This is a genomic window from Shewanella sp. 10N.286.52.B9, assembly GCF_002873635.1.
Classification (GTDB): Bacteria; Pseudomonadota; Gammaproteobacteria; order Enterobacterales; family Shewanellaceae; genus Shewanella.
The window spans coordinates 49,180-67,885 of sequence record NZ_MCTY01000091.1 but is presented as its reverse complement, the minus strand read 5'-3'; the positions used below and the strand labels follow the sequence as shown (position 1 = coordinate 67,885).

General features: G+C 42.4%; 17 protein-coding genes. 15 read left to right on the top strand and 2 right to left on the bottom strand.

Annotation, left to right across the window (positions count from 1 at the left end):
- Positions 1-31: 31 nt before the first annotated feature.
- The 14 genes from hyaA to BCU91_RS06385 all read left to right on the top strand — a co-directional run bounded on the left by hyaA (position 32) and on the right by BCU91_RS06385 (position 15,235).
- Positions 32-1,168, top strand: a complete 1,137-nt coding sequence (hyaA, locus tag BCU91_RS06445) for a nickel-dependent hydrogenase small subunit (RefSeq protein ID WP_102435474.1) — start codon at positions 32-34, stop codon at positions 1,166-1,168.
- Between the two features lie 3 nt (positions 1,169-1,171).
- Positions 1,172-2,875, top strand: a complete 1,704-nt coding sequence (gene hyaB, locus BCU91_RS06440; RefSeq protein ID WP_102435476.1) for a nickel-dependent hydrogenase large subunit — start codon at positions 1,172-1,174, stop codon at positions 2,873-2,875.
- 29 nt (positions 2,876-2,904) lie between these two features.
- Positions 2,905-3,570: a Ni/Fe-hydrogenase, b-type cytochrome subunit gene (gene cybH / locus BCU91_RS06435; protein WP_076540932.1), complete on the top strand. Its 666-nt coding sequence runs from the start codon at positions 2,905-2,907 to the stop codon at positions 3,568-3,570.
- Between the two features lie 3 nt (positions 3,571-3,573).
- Positions 3,574-4,128, top strand: a complete 555-nt coding sequence (locus tag BCU91_RS06430; protein ID WP_102476759.1) for a HyaD/HybD family hydrogenase maturation endopeptidase — start codon at positions 3,574-3,576, stop codon at positions 4,126-4,128.
- Positions 4,121-6,082 carry a hypothetical protein gene (locus BCU91_RS06425; RefSeq protein WP_102531137.1) on the top strand — a complete coding sequence of 654 codons (1,962 nt, stop codon included), beginning with the start codon at positions 4,121-4,123 and terminating at the stop codon, positions 6,080-6,082. The genes BCU91_RS06430 and BCU91_RS06425 overlap by 8 nt, the downstream gene beginning before the upstream one ends.
- Before the next feature lie 4 nt (positions 6,083-6,086).
- The gene (gene hypF / locus BCU91_RS06420; protein WP_102531136.1) at positions 6,087-8,465 is read left to right on the top strand and encodes a carbamoyltransferase HypF; all 2,379 of its coding nucleotides are present in this window, start codon (positions 6,087-6,089) and stop codon (positions 8,463-8,465) included.
- A 102-nt stretch (positions 8,466-8,567) separates the two neighbouring features.
- Positions 8,568-9,287, top strand: coding sequence for a hydrogenase nickel incorporation protein HypB (gene hypB / locus BCU91_RS06415; RefSeq protein ID WP_102531135.1), 720 nt, complete (start codon positions 8,568-8,570; stop codon positions 9,285-9,287).
- A 1-nt stretch (position 9,288) separates the two neighbouring features.
- Positions 9,289-9,534 carry a HypC/HybG/HupF family hydrogenase formation chaperone gene (gene hypC / locus BCU91_RS06410; RefSeq protein WP_102435486.1) on the top strand — a complete coding sequence of 82 codons (246 nt, stop codon included), beginning with the start codon at positions 9,289-9,291 and terminating at the stop codon, positions 9,532-9,534.
- Positions 9,531-10,658 (top strand): hydrogenase formation protein HypD, encoded by a 1,128-nt coding sequence (hypD, locus tag BCU91_RS06405; protein WP_102531134.1) that lies wholly within the window; start codon positions 9,531-9,533, stop codon positions 10,656-10,658. Before hypC ends, hypD begins: the two co-directional genes overlap by 4 nt.
- A complete protein-coding gene (gene hypE, locus BCU91_RS06400; RefSeq protein ID WP_102531133.1) occupies positions 10,645-11,658 on the top strand; it encodes a hydrogenase expression/formation protein HypE in 1,014 nt (337 codons plus the stop codon). The genes hypD and hypE overlap by 14 nt, the downstream gene beginning before the upstream one ends.
- Positions 11,658-12,005 (top strand): hydrogenase maturation nickel metallochaperone HypA, encoded by a 348-nt coding sequence (locus BCU91_RS06395; protein ID WP_102435491.1) that lies wholly within the window; start codon positions 11,658-11,660, stop codon positions 12,003-12,005. Before hypE ends, BCU91_RS06395 begins: the two co-directional genes overlap by 1 nt.
- 59 nt (positions 12,006-12,064) lie before the next feature.
- On the top strand, positions 12,065-12,229 hold the full coding sequence (locus BCU91_RS20365; RefSeq protein ID WP_198589276.1) for a hypothetical protein: 165 nt from the start codon (positions 12,065-12,067) through the stop codon (positions 12,227-12,229).
- Positions 12,230-12,663: 434 nt separating this feature from the next.
- Entirely contained in the window at positions 12,664-14,070 is a 1,407-nt protein-coding gene (locus BCU91_RS06390) for a DUF1800 domain-containing protein (protein ID WP_102476753.1), read from the top strand.
- Between the two features lies 1 nt (position 14,071).
- Positions 14,072-15,235 carry a DUF1501 domain-containing protein gene (locus BCU91_RS06385; RefSeq protein ID WP_102531132.1) on the top strand — a complete coding sequence of 388 codons (1,164 nt, stop codon included), beginning with the start codon at positions 14,072-14,074 and terminating at the stop codon, positions 15,233-15,235.
- Positions 15,236-15,326: 91 nt separating this feature from the next.
- Here BCU91_RS06385 and pgm read toward each other — a convergent pair whose 3' ends face one another.
- Positions 15,327-16,967: a phosphoglucomutase (alpha-D-glucose-1,6-bisphosphate-dependent) gene (gene pgm / locus BCU91_RS06380; RefSeq protein ID WP_102531131.1), complete on the bottom strand. Its 1,641-nt coding sequence runs from the start codon at positions 16,965-16,967 to the stop codon at positions 15,327-15,329.
- 34 nt (positions 16,968-17,001) lie between these two features.
- Complete coding sequence (gene seqA / locus BCU91_RS06375) at positions 17,002-17,595, bottom strand: replication initiation negative regulator SeqA (protein WP_102531130.1); 594 nt, start codon at positions 17,593-17,595, stop codon at positions 17,002-17,004.
- Between the two features lie 307 nt (positions 17,596-17,902).
- Here seqA and BCU91_RS06370 point away from each other — a divergent pair, with 307 nt between their 5' ends.
- Entirely contained in the window at positions 17,903-18,667 is a 765-nt protein-coding gene (locus BCU91_RS06370) for an alpha/beta fold hydrolase (RefSeq protein WP_102531129.1), read from the top strand.
- Positions 18,668-18,706: the final 39 nt, after the last annotated feature.

The window sequence follows — 18,706 nt, the reverse complement described above, 5'->3', positions numbered from 1 at the left end:
TTTGATCCTCCAACATGGATAAGGTTATCAGATGGATACACATGCAGCTTTATATCAACGATGTAAAACACGAATTGCGCAATTGCAGCAGTTACAACCACGTCACAGCGTTAGCCTAAAAGATAAATTAATAAAAAATGGCATTAGCCGACGTGAGTTTATGACTTGGAGTGCATCTGTTACCGCACTACTCGCATTGCCCCTGCCTTTCACCAATCTAGTTGCCGAAGCCGCTGAGCTTGCTGATCGAGTACCACTGATTTGGCTGCATATGGCCGAATGTACCGGTTGTTCAGAATCCCTTATCAGAACCGACAGCCCTAATTTAGACAGCCTCATCTTTGATCATATTTCTTTGGAATATCATGAAACATTGATGGCTGCAGCCGGTTGGCAAGCGGAAGAAAACCTTGAGCATGCTATGGAGGCATATAAAGGTAATTACTTATTAGCGGTAGAGGGTGCTGTACCAACGGCTAATAATGGCACTTATTTAACGGTCGGCTGTAAAGGCCATACCGGAATGCAGATAGTAAAAGAAGCAGCTGCTGGGGCGGCTGCAATTATTTCTGTTGGAACTTGCGCCGCATTTGGCGGCGTACAAGCTGCAGCCCCAAACCCTACTGGTGCTAAAGGTGTGCAAGAGGTTATTGATAAACCGGTGATTAATTTAGGCGGTTGTCCTCCTAGTGAAAAGAACATTGTCGGTACCTTGATGTATTTCATCATGTTCGGAAAACTGCCCGCGTTAGATATGTTTAATCGCCCTAAATGGGCATACGGCGCTAGAGTGCATGATAACTGTGAACGTCGTGGTCGTTTTGACGCTGGCGAATTTGTAGAAACCTTTGGCGATCAAGGTGCTAAAGATGGCTACTGCCTATACAAAATGGGCTGTAAAGGCCCTTATACCTACAACAACTGCCCCACTGAACGCTTTAATCATCATACCAGTTGGCCAGTACTTGCAGGTCATGGCTGTATTGGCTGCGCTGAACCTAATTTTTGGGATGATATGGCGGATTTCGAAAAGCCATTAGGCAGACAGTTGCTCCACGGTATTGATGCCACTGCCGATACCATTGGTACCGTCATTCTTGGTGCGACCGTTGTGGGCATAGGTGCTCACGCAGTAACTAGTCTTTTTGCTAAGCCGCTAGAGGAATAAACCATGAGTAAACGAGTCGTTATCGATCCTATCACCCGTATCGAAGGCCATTTACGTGTTGAAGTTGAAGTTGATGAAAATAATGTTATTCAAAAGGCCTGGTCATCTTCTACCCTTTGGCGTGGTATTGAAGTCATTTTAAAAGGCCGTACTCCTATGGATGTCGGCCTAATTGTGCAACGTATTTGTGGGGTATGTACCTATTCTCATTATCGCTGCGGTACTGAAGCGGTTGAAAATGCCTTAGGGGTTAAAATCCCACTCAACGCAAAGTACTTACGCTCGTTAATGCAAACCTCTTTGTATATGCATGATCACATTGTGCACTTCTATCATCTACATGGTTTAGATTGGGTTGATGTGGTGTCAGCCTTAAGTGCCGATCCGGCATTAGCCGCCCAAGAAGCCAATAAATACACCGAAAACCCTATCGCCACTGGCGAAGGTGAATTACGCGCCGTACAGCAAAGAGTCAAAGGCTTGGTTGATACCGGAAAGCTTGGGCCTTTTGCTAATGCCTATTGGGGCAATAAAACCTACAAGTTCACGCCAGAGCAAAACCTCATTGCCCTATCCCATTACCTTAAAGCGTTAGAAGTTCAGCGTGTAGCAGCTGAAATGCTAGCAATATTTGGCGGCAAGTCGCCGCATCCGCAATCCCTTGTAGTTGGCGGTGTTACCTCTGTTAGAGACATGCTAAGTCCTGCACGTTTACAAGAGTGGAAACAAAAACACGCTATCGTCCATGACTTTATTATCCGCGCTTATAAAGCCGACATCGTTATGGCAGCTGCCGCCTTTGGTGGCGAGCCAAGTGTGTTAGGCGGCGTCAATGTTAAAAACTTTTTAGCCACCGATGACTTTATCTTAGCTGATGGTCAATATCTGTTTGAGCAAGGCGTGATAATGAATGGAGATTTAGCCGGGGTGAGCGATTTAGATCCCGATGCCATAAAAGAAGATGTCACCCACTCATGGTATGACGCAAAAACCGCCCAGCACCCCTATGACGGCACAACGATTCCAAATTACACCGGATTTGTTGAGCGCGATACCGTGTATGGCAAATTACCGACTGTCGATGGTGATGGAAAATACTCTTGGGTTAAATCCCCACGATATCAGGGCGAACCCGTAGAAGTTGGGCCGTTAGCCTGTTTACTGGTGAACTATGCCCGTGGCAACAAGATAGTTGTTGATAGTGTTAATGGGTTGCTCGCCGCAACAGGCCTGCCTATAGAAGCATTATTCACCACCTTAGGCCGCACCGCGGCGCGCATGCTGCAAACCGTGATTGTGGCTGAAGAAGGCTTAAAAACCTTTGATGCCATGTTAACCAATATGCAATCGGATGAATCTACCTATGTGACACCAGAAATAGATTCAGATCGCGATTACATCGGCCATGCGATGATTGAAGCGCCGCGTGGAATGCTCAGTCACTGGATCAGAATTAAGGGCGGTAAGATAGAAAATTACCAAGCTATTGTTCCTACCACGTGGAATTCTGGCCCTGTCGATGCTGACGGTAAAGTTGGCCCTTATGAAGCATCACTGATTGGGCTTGAACTTGAAGATCCAACCAAACCACTGGAAGTCATTCGAATTATTCACTCGTTTGATCCATGTATGGCCTGCGCGGTACACGTAATGGATTATAAAGGTAATGATTTAGGTGAATTCCGCATCGATCCTAACGGGTTTTAGCAAGTTTGCGGATCTAAGAGGAAAGGATTATGACTCAAATTGCAACCCATCGCAGAGAACTCATCTTCTCACCTGCCATACGGATATTCCATTGGCTTAGAGCACTGTCTATTTTGATGTTAGTGGTAACTGGTTTTTACATTTCATGGCCATTTTTGGTGGCGCCCGCATCTTCTGATGTCTTGGTTCAAGGCGGGATCCGCTTTGTACATCTCGTGTTTGGCTTTGTACTTACCAGTATCACCATAGTACGTTTTTACTTGTTCTTTTTTGCTAAAAGCGCCATTGAACGACGTTCAATCAGAGATGTTTTAAGCCTGAAGAGCTGGATAGCACAAATTAAATCCTATATCTGGATGGGACACTTAGATAAAGCTGGCGTATACGGACCTTTGCAGTTTGTGACATACGTTGCCATATCATTTGCGGCTTTATTCATGTGTATCACTGGCTTGGTGCTTTATGCCAATGTTTATCATCAAGGGTTAGGTGGCGCTATATGGGAAGTTTCAGCTTGGTTTACGGCCTTAATGGGCGGGTTAGCACAAGTACGAATTTGGCATCACATAGTCACCTGGGCTTTCATTATATTTGTGGTTATTCATATCTATATGGCGGTTTGGTCAGGCATACGCTTTAAGCATAACTCTGTTGACTCTATCGTCTCCGGTTATGACTACCATAAGGATCACTAGCCTTTGTCTACTAGCTTACTAATAGGTATAGGAAACGTTTTGTACGCTGATGAAGGGATCGGCGTACATTTTGTTAATTATATCGATGAAAAATACGCTTTCTATCAGCCAAACCATCAACTCGATATTTTAGATGGTGGCACCCTTGCTCAAGGACTTATCCCTATTCTTTGTCAATATGACAACTTAATTGTGGTGGATACCGTAAACAGTCCAGGGGTAAAGCCCGGAGAGGTGTATTCATTTAATTTTGATCAAGCGCCACCCGAAATTGATTGGCAAGGCAGTGCCCATGAGGTTGAGATGCTGCAAACCCTGATCATGATGGACATGGTCGGTGATAGACCCAATACTCACGTGATTGGAGTTACGCCGACAGTCATCGAGCCGATGACATTAGGCTTAACTGAGTCAATACAAGCTGCGGTGCCGACGATGGAAAAAGCCTTACTGGCACACCTTGAAAAAGCAGGTTTTAGCTATACAAAAAAACACAGTGTTAATATTAACGACTTAATCCCTGATTCCTATAAACGTGGATGTCAGCCCTATGCATAAAGTCAGTTTTAATTTTACCTGCCAGCGCCCAGTGGCCTTTTATGCGCAGCTTTGTAATCAATATATAGCCGATACCCGCTTTGACTTTAGCGCGGGTTTTAACAACAATCGCTATTTTTTAGAAGTTGAGGCCACAGAGCCACAACTCGCCGCCCTTGCCGATGAGATTGCCGCCAAATTTTTATATTCAATCTGGTTATGCTCTGCTGATGTCGGTGTCATCAAAACCCGTAAAGGCAGCCAAAAGCCGCTAGCCCATGCTGAGCTCAACATCAGTTACTGTAGTGAATGCCAGCCGCAGATGGTTAATGCCGCAGATGCTAACTTTTTAAAGCTTGATCTAGTTTGTCCCCATTGTCACGGCCATGAGCGTATAAGCACCTTAGAGCAATCTATGGCGCCGCAAGATCATATTGCAATTGCAGCGCGGTTAAAAAATGACACCAAGATTAGTTTAAGCAGCAGTGGCAGCACTTATTTAAGTTCTGAATTAAGTTCTGTATCAAGTTCGGATCCAAGTTCAAATTTCAGTTTGAGCTTACAACCTTTTGCCAAAAACGCTGGCCAACAACATATTTTAATCTGTAACCCCCAGCATTTAAGTAAGTATTTTGCAGTGCAGCAGTACCATACCCTCGCCTTATCCAGTTTAGAAAAACCGCGACTCAAACTGATGTCAGCTGATGCAGTAGTCTTTTCAGGTGTTACTACTGCTAAACATCAAGCTAAGTGTAAAGTCCAGCCAACACTTACTGATCCATACTATCAAGTGAGCTTTGCTGACAGTCGTTTACTTATGGCACTGGCTGATCAGCTAAACACTATTGGTATTGATTGGGTCTATATTGATACAAACGATTCAGTTAGCGCTGTTACTCATAACGACTTACACAAGCCTTTAACTAAGTCCATAGCTAAGCCAAGCGTAACTCGCATCAATAATGCTTGGGTAGAAATCGCCAGCAATCACCAATTCTCCATTAATGGCGCCAGCCCATTACATGATGTTGCTCAATACAAACACTATGAAGCCTGCTGGAATAACAAACAGATCCATTGCCGTATGTCAGCAGCTGATAACACCGCTGTGACTGAATTAACAGTGACTGGAATAGACGCGGCTAGCTGCGCCATGCACGCAGGTTTGCTGAATTTGTCTGAAGCTGTGATCAGTCAAATTGCCAATCGAATGCTGTCGAATCAAACGCTAGCAGCAACAGACAAACAATCCATCACCAGTGCCACACTCTATTTTAGCCATGACAACCCCAGTGTAGTTATTACCCAAAATAAACAACAAAAAATTGCCCAGTTTTTACGATTACCGACTTTTGAGCAACATGGCGCTGATATTATTGCGCAATTACAGCACGAAGAATCAAAAGTACTCGCTAAGTTTACCCTAGCATTTCCACAACAAATCCATCAATTAGCACTAACCACACTGGATAAAACTAGTGATAATATTCAACATTTTATTGGCCTAGCTGCCATGTTGATTTTAGATGATGAGGCCTTAAATCAATTAACCAGTATTGACGCGAAAGCAGATGCGTTTCATGCACTGGCGCAGCAGTATCATGGTAATAATGCCCCTAGAATTGATTTTCCACTTTGTTCAGAAAACGGCTATAGGAGCATTAATTGGCGCCGTACCTTTGCCAGCTTAATGAGTTTTAAATTAGCCGGCGCCAATCCCGCCATTTTAGCTTTTGGTTTTTTTGATTCATTAGCTGATTATCTTAGTAACTGGCTTGATCATCTGGAGCAGCAACAAGGAATTGATGCCGTGGTGTTAGCAGGCAACGATTTAGTCTATAGCGTACTTGCTGAGCGCCTATGTATGCGGCTACAAAAGAATTACCCTCTAGTGGTAAACCATCAATTAGATCTCGATGGCGCCAACATTGCCATTGGTGGTTTGTATCTCGCCAAAAGACGTGGGTTAAGGTAAGCCTATGGGACTGCATCAAGCCTATCTTCAACAGGTAAAACTCAATATAAACGGCATAGTCCAAGGGGTTGGTTTTCGCCCTTACGTTTATCAATTAGCCACTCAGTCTAATTTGCTCGGCAGTGTGCTAAATAATGAGCAAGGTGTATGCATTCATCTACAAGGATTAAATACTGATATCAATCATGTGATCCATCAGTTAAGAGTTAATCCACCGCCATTAGCCAGAATCGATAAACTGAATGTGGTAGAAGAACGAATCGATACAAGACTAGCCGACTTTTCAATCAGCCAAAGTCAGTCAAATCAACAAGCCATAGTGTCAATTTCAGCCGATAAAAGTAGCTGCACAGATTGCTTAGCTGACATCACAGATCCAAATAATCGTCATTACCAATACCCTTTTACAAATTGCACCAATTGCGGGCCAAGATACAGTATTGTTAAGCAACTTCCCTATGATCGCCATCTTACCTCAATGGCTAATTTTGCTATGTGTGAGGACTGCCGAAAAGCCTATGAAGATCCCTTAAATCGACGCTACCATGCTCAGCCAGTGAGCTGCCCTAAATGCGGCCCCAAGTTACGTTTTGACATGCTTACCCATGGGCAGATAACTGAGGTTATTACTGATCAACAGCAAGTGTTTTCAGCCATCATCAGCGCGTTAAATAATGGCAAAATTTTAGCAGTTAAAGGTCTAGGGGGCTTTCATATTATTTGTGATGCCACTAATGATGAGGCCATTAAAAAGCTAAGATCACGTAAAAAGCGCCCAGCAAAGCCCTTTGCCGTTATGGCAGCGAATATCGAGCAAGCCAAACAACTCGTTACTGGCACAAAAACAGAGTGGCAACTCTTAAGTAGTGCTGAAAAACCTATCACCTTAATGGCTAAACACGCCAATATTGATAATTTTATCAGCAAGTTAATTGCACCCGACATAGATAAATTAGGACTGTTTCTGCCCTACACTCCCATGCATCATCTGTTGCTTAATGCCTTTAACAAACCTATTGTTGCCACCAGCGCAAATCTTTCAGGCTTACCCATTATTACCGACGCCAACGAGATTATGTCGCAACTAGGCCATGTGATTGATGGCCTCGTTGACCACAACAGAGCCATTGTAAACCCTTGTGATGATAGCGTTGTTCAAGTAATTAACGAGCAAATTCAGGTTATTCGATTAGCAAGAGGCTATGCGCCATTAAGTATTGCCTTACCCAGCGCCATTAAATATCCAATTCTTGGGGTCGGGGCGCAGCAAAAAAATACTCAATGCTTTGCTTTTAAACAACATGCCTTTATTAGCCCGCATATTGGTGACTTGTATAACCTCGAAACTAACCAGTTATTTGAACACACCTTAAACACATTTAAGCGACTGTATCGTTTTAACCCTAAGAAAATAATAAGTGATAAGCACCCTGATTATGCATCTAGCCAATGGGCTAATAATCAACACAATGTCCCGATTTCACAGGTTCAACATCACCATGCGCATATCCTTAGTGTGCTGGCGATCAATAACTACCAAAAACCAGTATTAGGATTTAGTTTTGATGGCACAGGCTTAGGTGATGATGACAGCCTTTGGGGCAGTGAGTGCATGTTGCTTGATGGCATTAATTATCGCAGTGTCGCTCACTTGAAGTCATTTAAGTTAATTGGTGGCGAGCAAGCGATTAAACATCCCGTAAGGATTTTATTAGCCTTGTTATTCGAGCACTTCAGCCTTGCTCAAATAAAAAACCTGCCCATCGAGGCAATTCAAACAATGCCTGCTCATACCTTAGATAATTTACATCGTATGTGGCTTAACAATAGTGCTTGCATTGAATCACGCTCAATAGGACGGCTGTTTGATGCCATTGCTGTTGCACTTAATCTTATTGAAACGAATCAGTTTGAAGCCCAAGCAGGCATGTTAATTGAAACTTGTGCTAATAACTGGCTCAAGCAATCAATAGCATCTAATACAACAAATACTGCCAACACTGAGCAGCAATTACTGGCATTGTCTCCAGAGCCAACAGTAGCTGTTTCTGCAGTTAAAGTTTGGGATAGCAGCGGATTAATCAAACAAGTTATCGGGCTTATCACGGCTAAACAGCCGCCATCGACCGAACAATTATGTTTTGCATTCACAGCGAGTTTAAGCCGAGCTGTCGCTGATGTTGCTAATCAGTACCCTGAATATGCTTTAGTGTTTAGCGGCGGTGTGTTTCAAAATAAATTACTACTAACACAATGTCAGCAAGCGTTAAAGCAGCGGCAAATACTACCCAGTAAACTTATCCCTATAAACGATGCCGGCATCTCTTTAGGGCAATTATGGTTTGCCTATTTACAACAACAAACAACACAAATAGCCAATTAATATTTAAATAACGATTAATTGCTGATGTTAATCAAAGAATAATTTTTAACCGCCATTGATACTGAGATATAGCAAGAGGCGTTTCGAATAAGGAATATTGATATGTGCCAAGATTGCGGATGTTCAATTACAGATCATCAACATAGCCTACACTCTAACCCGCAGCTTAATGATACTAAGACCTTATCTGTTATTCATAAAATATTAGATAAGAATGATCATGAAGCCCAGCATAACCGTGCGCATTTTGAAACCAATAACGTCATGGCTTTTAACTTAATGAGTAGCCCTGGTAGCGGTAAAACCACTTTACTGGAATATTTACCCACTCATTTAATGGCTAAATTCGCGGTCATTGAAGGCGACTTAGAAACCTCTCGTGATGCTGACCGCTTAATCGCTAAAGGCATTAGTGCTTATCAAATTCAAACCGGCTCAGCCTGTCACTTAGATGCCTTTATGGTGCATCAAGCGCTGCACCATATTGACCTTAAACCTATTGATGTCTGCTTCGTAGAAAACGTTGGCAATCTTGTTTGCCCCGCTAGTTACGATGTCGGCACCCACAAAAATATCGTGCTGTTATCTGTGCCTGAAGGTGACGATAAAATTGAAAAGTACCCGGTGATGTTTCGCCGTGCAGATTTGGTACTTATAACCAAAATGGATTTAGCCGAGTATTTTGACTTTTCCTTAACCGAATGCGAGCAGCAACTTAAAAAACTCAATCCTGATGTGACCTTATTACCCATTTCAGTCAAAGACCCACAATCTCTTAACCAAGTGGCTGATTGGATAAACAGCGCAATTGGAGCGCAATAATATGTGCTTATCAGTGCCTTCTCAAATTACCGCTGTTCACGATGATACTAGTGTCACCGTCGATACCTTAGGGGTTAAACGCCGGGTCAGTAGTCACCTAATGACAGAGCCATTAAAGGTGGGCGAATTTGTGCTGATCCATATCGGATTTGTGATGAATAAAATCGATACAGAAGATGCCAAATTAAGTTTGGAACTCTATAAAGAGATTGTTGATAAACTTAATGATGAAGGAAATGATTTATGATCCTCACTGATCTATATCAACAGTTTCGCAATCCTGACACCATCAAAGCGTTAGCAGAAGAGATAAACTCACATGCTAGTCAGATAGATACTGATATTAACATAATGGAAGTATGCGGCGGTCATACCCACACCGTAATGAAATATGGTTTAAAGCAATTGCTGCCAGCTAACATCAATTTTATTCATGGACCCGGCTGCCCTGTGTGTATTATGCCAAAAGAGCGCATCGACCATGCTGCTGCATTAGCACAGCTTGATGACGTTATATTATTGACCCTAGGCGATATGATCCGAGTGCCTGGTTCAAAAGGTAGCCTTGCTCAATTTCGTGCTAAAGGTTGTGATATTCGGCCTTTATACGACCCTATGGATGCGCTTAGTATCGCAAAAGACAATCCCGATAAAACCATTATCTTTTTTGCCATCGGCTTTGAAACATCAACCCCAATGACTGCCGTGTTAATTGACCAAGCTGAAAAACAGCAAATAAATAATCTGTTATTTCATATCAACCACGTACTAGTGCCACCAGCGATTGATGCCGTGATGGCCAACCCACAAGCTAAAGTAAATGCCTTTATAGGACCTGCCCATGTGAGCGTGATTAGCGGCGCTAAAATTTACCAAGCGGCTGTAGATAACTACAACACACCAGTGGTAGTAGCGGGATTTGAACCTGTGGATGTGATGGAATCGATTCTTAGAATTGTAAAACAAAAACAGCAAAATATTGCCCAGCTTGATAATCAATACAGCCGCGCGGTCAGTTACGAGGGTAATCAAGCAGCGCAGGCATTAATCGACCAATACTTAACCCTAAGAGCATCATTTAGGTGGCGCGGTTTAGGGCCGATTGCAAAATCAGCATTAACCTTAAAACCCCAGTATGCCCATCGCGACGCCGAAATTATATTCAAACAACAGCTACCCACTGTAGAAATTGATGACCACAAAGCCTGTCAATGCGGTGATATTTTGCGCGGTCTCGCCAATCCACAAGATTGCAAAGTCTTTGGCAGAGGCTGCTCTCCAGACAATCCATTGGGCAGTTGTATGGTCAGCTCAGAAGGTGCCTGCAATGCATATTATCGTTATACAGGAGTAACGAATGCCAGCGAATAAATATCAACACGTGCAGTTAAGCCATGGCGGCGGTGGTAAAGAAATGAACAGTTTAATTACTGATATGTTCTTTAAAGCTTTTTCAAATCCAATTTTGGAGTCTCAAGAAGATGCTGCGGATTTAAATTTAACTGGCCATTGTGCATTTACTACCGACTCTTTTACCGTTGAGCCTTTATTTTTTGCTGGTGGTGATATCGGCAAACTGGCCGTTGCTGGCACAGTCAACGATCTAGCCATGATGGCAGCGCAGCCAGAATATTTAAGCTGCAGCTTTATAATTGAAGAAGGCTTTGCCATTAAAGATCTGAATACCATAGTGCAAAGCATGGCCGCTGAATTACATAAATCTGGTGCACGTATAGTCTGTGGTGATACTAAAGTAGTACCTAAAGGCTGCGCTGACGGCATATTTATCAATACCTCAGGTGTGGGCCGAATTTTAAAACCCGGTATTTCAGTTAAAAACCTGCAACAAGGTGACGCTATTATCGTATCACGCGACATTGGAAGGCACGGAGCAGCCATTTTAATGGCACGTGATAGCTTATGTTTAGAGTCTGAACTCACCAGTGATTGCGCCACTCTTTGGCCCATAGTCGAGCAACTCATTGCAGCGAATATCGAAATCCATGCCATGAGAGATGCCACTCGCGGCGGCCTGTCTGCGGTATTAAATGAATGGGCCAATGCATCTGCTGTTGGCATTGAAGTCGATGAAAAATTAATTCCAATATCGCCACAAGTCCAAGGCCTGTGTGAACTTTATGGTTTTGAAGCCTTTGATTTAGCAAATGAAGGCACCTTTATTATGGCCCTGCCACAGGAGAGAGCTGAGCAGGCTTTAACTATGATGAAACAATATTGCCACTGCGATCAAGCCTGCATTATCGGCAATGTGACTAATCAACACCTTGGCAAAGTAGTATTAACCACACCATGGGGCAGTAGCCGCTATTTAGATGTTCCCCAAGGTGAGCTATTACCAAGGATTTGCTAATGCACGAGTATTCAATTGTGATGTCATTATTGGAGCAAATTGAGCAATTAGCGGCCCAAAATCAAGCTAATGAAATCATCAGAGTACAGATTAAAGTTGGGGTGTTAAGTGGCGTCGAGCCACGTTTATTGGCCACGGCGTTTGAAACTTTCAAACTTGAAGGGATTTGCCACAACGCCATGCTGGATATGAATATACAGGCGCTAATCATTCACTGCCGCCAATGTGACACGCAATCAGAATTAACCGAACGTAATATTGTTTGCCCAAGATGTTTAAGTACCAATACTCAGGTAATAGATGGTGAGCAGATGATGTTAATGCAACTTGAAATGAATACCGATTAAAGCTCAATTTGTAATAACTTTTATTAACCAATTAAAAAAGAATTATTGAGGAACTAACAATGAAAACGAAACTAACCGCAATGCTAATGGCTGCATCCCCTACTCTTGCATTTGCCCACGAAGGTCATGGCGCAGTCAGTCTATTTCATCATCTGTATGAACTCGCACCTGCTATTGCATTAGTAGCCATTGTTGCCTTAGTTATTTACAACAAAACGCGATAACTTGCTTAGACAGCACTTATTTAAAACAGCACTTATTTTAACAAAAGTCGCTTAGTCAATATTAGTTAGCCAGATACAGCCGGCTTACTTTTAATGCTATCCCTTTGAGCCAGAGCTCCCCACTGCGCTCAATGGGTAGTTTTTTTGTATTTATCAGCCAGCCCCGCAAACATAACTAATTTGTCTGGCAATAATGCTAAGCTGCCTCACCTTCTATCTTGAAACAGTCGTGGTTAAAATAAATCCTCAGCAGTACAAGCGTCTATCAAGCCAAAAATGATATTACCCTCTATTTTGTGTAGTTTATGTCATTCTTAAGGCTAATTTGTTCATAAAACCATCTAAAAAATCTAGTTCACGCTTATAAATCGGCTTTGTTTAGCTTAAGGTAATATTTTACCAAGACCACAAGTTAACTGATCCAAGGATGTACTATGTCAGCAGCTGCGATAATTGCCACTAACCGATTTGGACTTGGCGCGAGGCCAAACGAACTATCCCTAGCGACTAACGATCCAAAAGCCTACTTAGTTAAACAATTGGTGATCCCAGAGTTTGAAGCAACTGAATTCAACTCTGACGAAATAATCCGTCAAGTAAGCGAATTTTTAAGACAAGAGCAGCTAGCAAAAAAAAACCGTCAAACTGAAAATATGATGTCCATGCAAGGTCAATCTAATGCAAATAAAGCCAACAATAAAAAGAAATTTAACGGGCCAAAGCCACTGCCGCCACACAAACAAGCCTATTACCAGCTAACAGCCAGTGCATTTAATAGCGCAATCAATTCTCCAAACTCATTAAGCTGGCGTTTATTACATTTTTTTTCAAATCATTTTAGTGTCACAGTCAGTGGACGAGTGATGACAGCACTTGCCGCCACATTAGAGCGTGAAGCCATAGCGCCAAATTTATTAGGATCATTTGCAGACATGCTACTGGCAGTGACCAGTCATCCTGCCATGATACGTTATCTCAATAATGAAAAGTCGTTCGGTGCAAATTCCCCTCTTGGCAAGCGAGGCAAAGGGTTAAATGAAAATCTAGCTCGAGAAATCCTCGAACTACACACCCTTGGGGTTAATGGTGGTTACACTCAAGCTGATGTCATTGAGCTAGCAAACGGAATTAGCGGGTGGAGCATTGCCAACCCCAGAAAAGATAATGCCACAGGTTTTATCTATCGAGTCAATGGCCATGAGCCAGGACCTCGAACCCTACTTGGTAAACAATATCCTGCCGCACAAGACAATGCCTCTGGCGTTAAACAGGGTCAAGTTATGCTGGCTGATATTGCCAAACAGCCACAAACTGCAACCCACCTGTGCTATAAAATAGTTAAATATTTTATAAGTGATAATCCTTCTGAAACACTGCAAACCAAGCTTGTTGAAACATGGAACAGTACCAATGGCAACATCAAACAAGTTATGCTGACCTTAATTAATGCAGACGAGTCATGGCAGCCTGAACAGCTGAAGTTTAAAACCCCCGTTGAACATGTCATCTCTAGTTACCGCGCAGTTAATAAGCCTGTCACTAACATGCAAAAATTACTTAAGCAGTTAGGTGAAATGGGTCAACAGCCTTTTAAAGCGGGCTCCCCTGAGGGATTTGGCGATCTAGAACCAGACTGGAACAGTGCTAATGCATTAATGACCAAAATCAACTGGACCACACAATTTGCTACCTCCCAACGAGATTCTGATACCGCTCAGGCAATTAATACCTTATATGGCAACTCATTATCTGAATTATCATTTAATACCATTACCCGTGCAGAAAGTCGTGAACAAGCTTTAGCGTTATTATTACTTAGCCCTGAGTTCTTAAGGAGATAACATGCAACGTCGTGAATTTATTAAAGGGATCAGTGCCAGTTTAGTGATGTTAAGCAGCGGCCTAGCGCCTAGCTCTGTGGCGAATGCAACATCCGCGTCCTCAGCTAAAACTAAAAACAATATCGTCTGGGTCATACTTCGCGGCGCACTTGACCCATTGCATACCATAGTGCCACTAAAGGAGCCTAACTTTTCTCAATTAAGACCCACGCTAGCCGGTAATGTCGCCAATTCAAAACTCGTGTTAAACCCACAATTTAGTTTAAATCCAGTATTAACCAATATGCATCAGTGGTATCTCGACAAGCAACTGTTACCTATTGTAGCAGTATCGTCTGGTTACCCTGAGCGGTCACATTTTGCTGGACAAGACTTTTTAGAAAGCGGTGGAGAACTTAAAGAGCTTGAGTCTGGCTGGTTAGGACGAGCCATAAGTGCTTCACTAGATCATAAAAACAATAGCGCTATTGCCATATCAAACGCTGTTCCCATCAGTTTACGCGGGAGTGATAGTGTCAATACTTGGTATCCCACTAAAGGAGAGCCCGCTGATGAAGATATTTATCAGCAGTTAGCCGTGCTTTATCAACAAGACAAAAAATTATCTCAAAACCTAATGGATGGGATCTCATTGAAAGAAATGGCCATGCTAGGTGGTGGCAATAAGAGTCGTAAATTTGTCGCCTTAGCCGAGGCCTGCGGTAATTTCTTAAACCAAAGTGATGAAATAGATTGCGCCATGTTAGAAATGGGCGGCTGGGATACCCATAGCAACCAACATAGTCGCCTTAACCGTCAATTGAGCCAATTAGATAAAGGCCTAGAAGCACTTAAAAGCGCTTTAGTTAATCAATGGCAAAATACTGTGATAATTGTTGCTACCGAGTTTGGCCGCACTGTAAAAGAAAATGGCACCTATGGTACGGATCATGGCACTGGTAGTGCTATGTTTATCGCAGGTGGCGCAGTAAAAGGCGGTAAAGTCTTAGGGCAATGGCCGGGACTTAAACCTGAGCAGTTATTTCAAAATCGAGACTTACAACCTACCAGTAATAGTTTTAGCTGGATATCGACTGTGATGCAGCAACATTGGCAATTAACAACTGAAGAGATAAATCACATACTGCCAAACAACACACCCTATGATGTACCTATCATCAGCTAAACCCGTAGCAATACAATCCCTAAAAAAATGCCTGACTTATTGCTAAGTCAGGCATTTATCATCTGAGGCTATTAACCCTTTGGTTTAAACTTTAGGCTTTTAACGCACTATCAATCATGACTTGTGCCTGACTGATAATTTCAGCTAAATGCGCCTCACTGACAAAGCTTTCAGCGTAAATTTTAAATAATGCTTCAGTGCCAGATGGACGCGCGGCAAACCAGCCATTTTCGGTGGTGACTTTAATGCCGCCAATTGCCGCATTGTTACCTGGCGCATGAGATAAAATAGCCGTAATGGTTTCACCAGCAAGGACTGTATCGGTAAAGCTATCTGACGATAAGGTCTCAAACTTGGCTTTTTTCTTCAGGCTTATAGGACTATCGATACGGGTATAGTAACTCTTACCAAACTGTTCAGTTAGCTCGACATAACGCTGGGCAGGCGTTTTACCTGTTACCGCTAAAATTTCAGCGGCTAACAAAGCCAGAATAAAACCATCTTTATCGGTACACCAAGTAGAACCATCTTTATTTAAAAAGGCAGCCCCGGCACTTTCTTCACCGCCAAACGCAATACTGCTGTTAGCAAGACCGTCAACAAACCATTTAAAGCCCACTGGTACTTCTAAACAATGTCGTTGATGTGATTGACAAATTCTGTCGATAATTGCACTTGATACTAAGGTTTTACCAATGGCTAAGTCTGCCGCCCAATCTTTGCGGTAAGTCAGCAAGTAATCTATAGCGACAGCAAGGTAATGATTTGGGTTCATTAATCCAAAACCTGGGCAAACAATACCGTGACGATCGTAATCAGGGTCATTACCTACACACACATCAAAGTTTTCGCTATGTGCCAGTAATCCCGCCATGGCATAAGGTGATGAACAATCCATGCGGATTTTTCCATCTTTATCTAACGGCATAAAACCAAAACTTGGGTCGACTTTGTCGTTAACTAAGGTAATGTCTAAACCATATTGCTCAGCAATGTGAGACCAATAGTAAATACCAGAGCCACCCAATGGATCGACACCAATTTTAATTTTAGCTTTTGCTATCGCTTCTAAATCAATAACACTGCTTAATGCATTAACATAAGGTGCGATAAAATCAACTTCATTAATCCAGCCTGACTCTACAGCAGTACCGTAATTGACTTTTTTAACGCCATTTAATTGATTAGCTAAATATTCATTGGCAGCGGTTTCAATTTGTTTAGTGATCTCGCCTTCAGCAGGTCCACCATGGGGCGGATTATATTTAATACCACCATCTTGAGGCGGATTATGCGATGGTGTAATAATAAGACCGTCAGTGAGATCGCCGCCATTAACATTGGCACTCACAATAGTTTGTGAGACGACCGGTGTTGGGGTAAAACCCTCATCTTTTTGCACTCTTACAGCGACTTGATTCGCTGTGAGTACTTCAAGCACCGACATATAAGCTGCATACGATAGGGCGTGGGTGTCAAAACCTACAATCATAGGCCCGCTGATACCCGCTTGTTGACGATAATCAACCACAGCCTGAGTAATAGCCCAAATATGATTTTGGTTAAAACTGGCCTTAAGTGAACTGCCGCGATGACCTGATGTACCAAAGGTCACTTTTTGCTGCACATCTTCAACATTAGGGACGATTCGGTAATAGTGGCTCATCAATTTGGGTAAATTAATCAAATCCTTTTGTATTGCTACAGTGCCTGCTCTGTCATGAATTGCCACGGTATACTCCCTATTTTAGAAATTTAAAATTGCCTTAGATTCTGTCTGAAATTGATTTTGCCAGCTCTTCATTACAGCCGAGTTGCAATAACACTTCTGATAAAATAGTGCGCTTTTTGGCGGTGTTGTTATTAGTGGTAACCCAATAACCGCTAGTACCAATTTCCTTCGGATTAGCAGACTGACTGGCTTTTAATAATTCCGCTTTTGAACGAGCAAAATATAAACGGCCCCGGCCTTGGATTTTTAATATTTGATCAAAAGTGGCTGGCGTCATTGCAGAAAGTGACTCTAACAAAAACATAAAGCGCCCTACTGCGCCTTTTTGCTGAGATAACATATGTTCATGTACAACAGTGTTGAAATCGACCTCAGTGTTTACTTCTTCAATTACGGCAGGTTCAACGACTTCTGGTGTGATAACCTCAGCCTTTACTTTAGCAACGCTTGTAGCATGGGCGGTTTCTAAGCTAGGTTGGCTTATCGCTAAAGGCTCTACAGGTTCAACTGATTCAATAGAAAGATCCAACAAACGGCGTAAAATATCAGATGCACTTTCACCAATGCGTTCTGTTTTACTTGCAATATAACGATAGAGTTTTTCGTCTATCTCAATATATTTACTCATTAATGCTTCCTTTGGTCTTAATCTATAGTCAAAAACGTCAAGCCACTTACGACATTAAATAATGACCAGTGGCATTACCGATCGATTTAGATCGATCTTTATATAATGACAGTCTACCCATCTCACGCCGATGGTAAAGAGTAAAAACAGCTAAACATCTCAAAATTAGTCAATTTCACATCATCAATGGCACTGATGGATGCTTTAATGAACATATAACAACTGACTAATTCATTTCAGTTCTTGATCATCATCCCCTTTTACAGGCAAAATCACGCCTTCGTTGACAATCAAAATGGACATTTCAATGCATTACGTTTCATCAGGTACTGGCCCTGCAGTGGTTTTAATTCATGGCTTATTTGGTAATTTGGACAACCTGAAAAACCTCGCAAATGCACTGGAAGCAAACCATCAGGTTATTCGTGTCGACTTACCTAACCATGGTTTAAGTGAACATTGGCAATATTTGGACTACCCACTCCTTGCCGAAGCTTGCGTAGAGTTGCTAAACAGCTTGAATTTAACCGAAGCACATTTTGTTGGCCATTCGATGGGCGGTAAAGTCGCCATGGCTTTAGCGTTATTACATCCCGAAAAAGTCACTAGTTTAGTCGTAGCAGATATCGCCCCAGTGGCTTATGAACCACGTCATCAAACCGTATTTGCAGGGTTAACATCCTTAACTCTAGAACAATCCACCAACAGAAAATCAGCATTAGAGCATTTAATCAGCGCTGATATTGATTTAGGTACCGCGCAGTTTTTGCTTAAAAACCTGCAGCGAACCGACAATGGCTTTGAGTGGAAAATGAATCTTGACGGTTTAATCGAGAATTATCCGCAAATCATTGCTTGGGATATCACCGACAAACAATACGATAAGGCCTGTTTCTTTATCCGTGGTGGTGACTCTCAATACGTGCTTGCAGAGCACACCAATGCCATCATGACGCAGTTCCCTCGTGTCAGTGCCAAAACCATCAATGGTACAGGTCATTGGTTACATGCCCAAAAACCTGAAATATTTAATCGATTAGTTGCTGAGTTTATCGATAGCAATAGCCAATAATTAACTTGTAAATTTTCATTAATAGAAGCCAACAAATAT

What these genes read in the sequence shown, in the direction of transcription:
- hyaA (WP_102435474.1), top strand. Translation starts at nt 32, where the DNA reads ATGGATACACATGCAGCTTTATATCAACGATGTAAAACACGAATTGCG.
- hyaB (WP_102435476.1), top strand. Translation starts at nt 1,172, where the DNA reads ATGAGTAAACGAGTCGTTATCGATCCTATCACCCGTATCGAAGGCCAT.
- cybH (WP_076540932.1), top strand. Translation starts at nt 2,905, where the DNA reads ATGACTCAAATTGCAACCCATCGCAGAGAACTCATCTTCTCACCTGCC.
- BCU91_RS06425 (WP_102531137.1), top strand. Translation starts at nt 4,121, where the DNA reads ATGCATAAAGTCAGTTTTAATTTTACCTGCCAGCGCCCAGTGGCCTTT.
- hypF (WP_102531136.1), top strand. Translation starts at nt 6,087, where the DNA reads ATGGGACTGCATCAAGCCTATCTTCAACAGGTAAAACTCAATATAAAC.
- hypB (WP_102531135.1), top strand. Translation starts at nt 8,568, where the DNA reads ATGTGCCAAGATTGCGGATGTTCAATTACAGATCATCAACATAGCCTA.
- hypC (WP_102435486.1), top strand. Translation starts at nt 9,289, where the DNA reads ATGTGCTTATCAGTGCCTTCTCAAATTACCGCTGTTCACGATGATACT.
- hypD (WP_102531134.1), top strand. Translation starts at nt 9,531, where the DNA reads ATGATCCTCACTGATCTATATCAACAGTTTCGCAATCCTGACACCATC.
- hypE (WP_102531133.1), top strand. Translation starts at nt 10,645, where the DNA reads ATGCCAGCGAATAAATATCAACACGTGCAGTTAAGCCATGGCGGCGGT.
- BCU91_RS06395 (WP_102435491.1), top strand. Translation starts at nt 11,658, where the DNA reads ATGCACGAGTATTCAATTGTGATGTCATTATTGGAGCAAATTGAGCAA.
- BCU91_RS20365 (WP_198589276.1), top strand. Translation starts at nt 12,065, where the DNA reads ATGAAAACGAAACTAACCGCAATGCTAATGGCTGCATCCCCTACTCTT.
- BCU91_RS06390 (WP_102476753.1), top strand. Translation starts at nt 12,664, where the DNA reads ATGTCAGCAGCTGCGATAATTGCCACTAACCGATTTGGACTTGGCGCG.
- BCU91_RS06385 (WP_102531132.1), top strand. Translation starts at nt 14,072, where the DNA reads ATGCAACGTCGTGAATTTATTAAAGGGATCAGTGCCAGTTTAGTGATG.
- seqA (WP_102531130.1), bottom strand. Translation starts at nt 17,595, where the DNA reads ATGAGTAAATATATTGAGATAGACGAAAAACTCTATCGTTATATTGCA.
- BCU91_RS06370 (WP_102531129.1), top strand. Translation starts at nt 17,903, where the DNA reads ATGCATTACGTTTCATCAGGTACTGGCCCTGCAGTGGTTTTAATTCAT.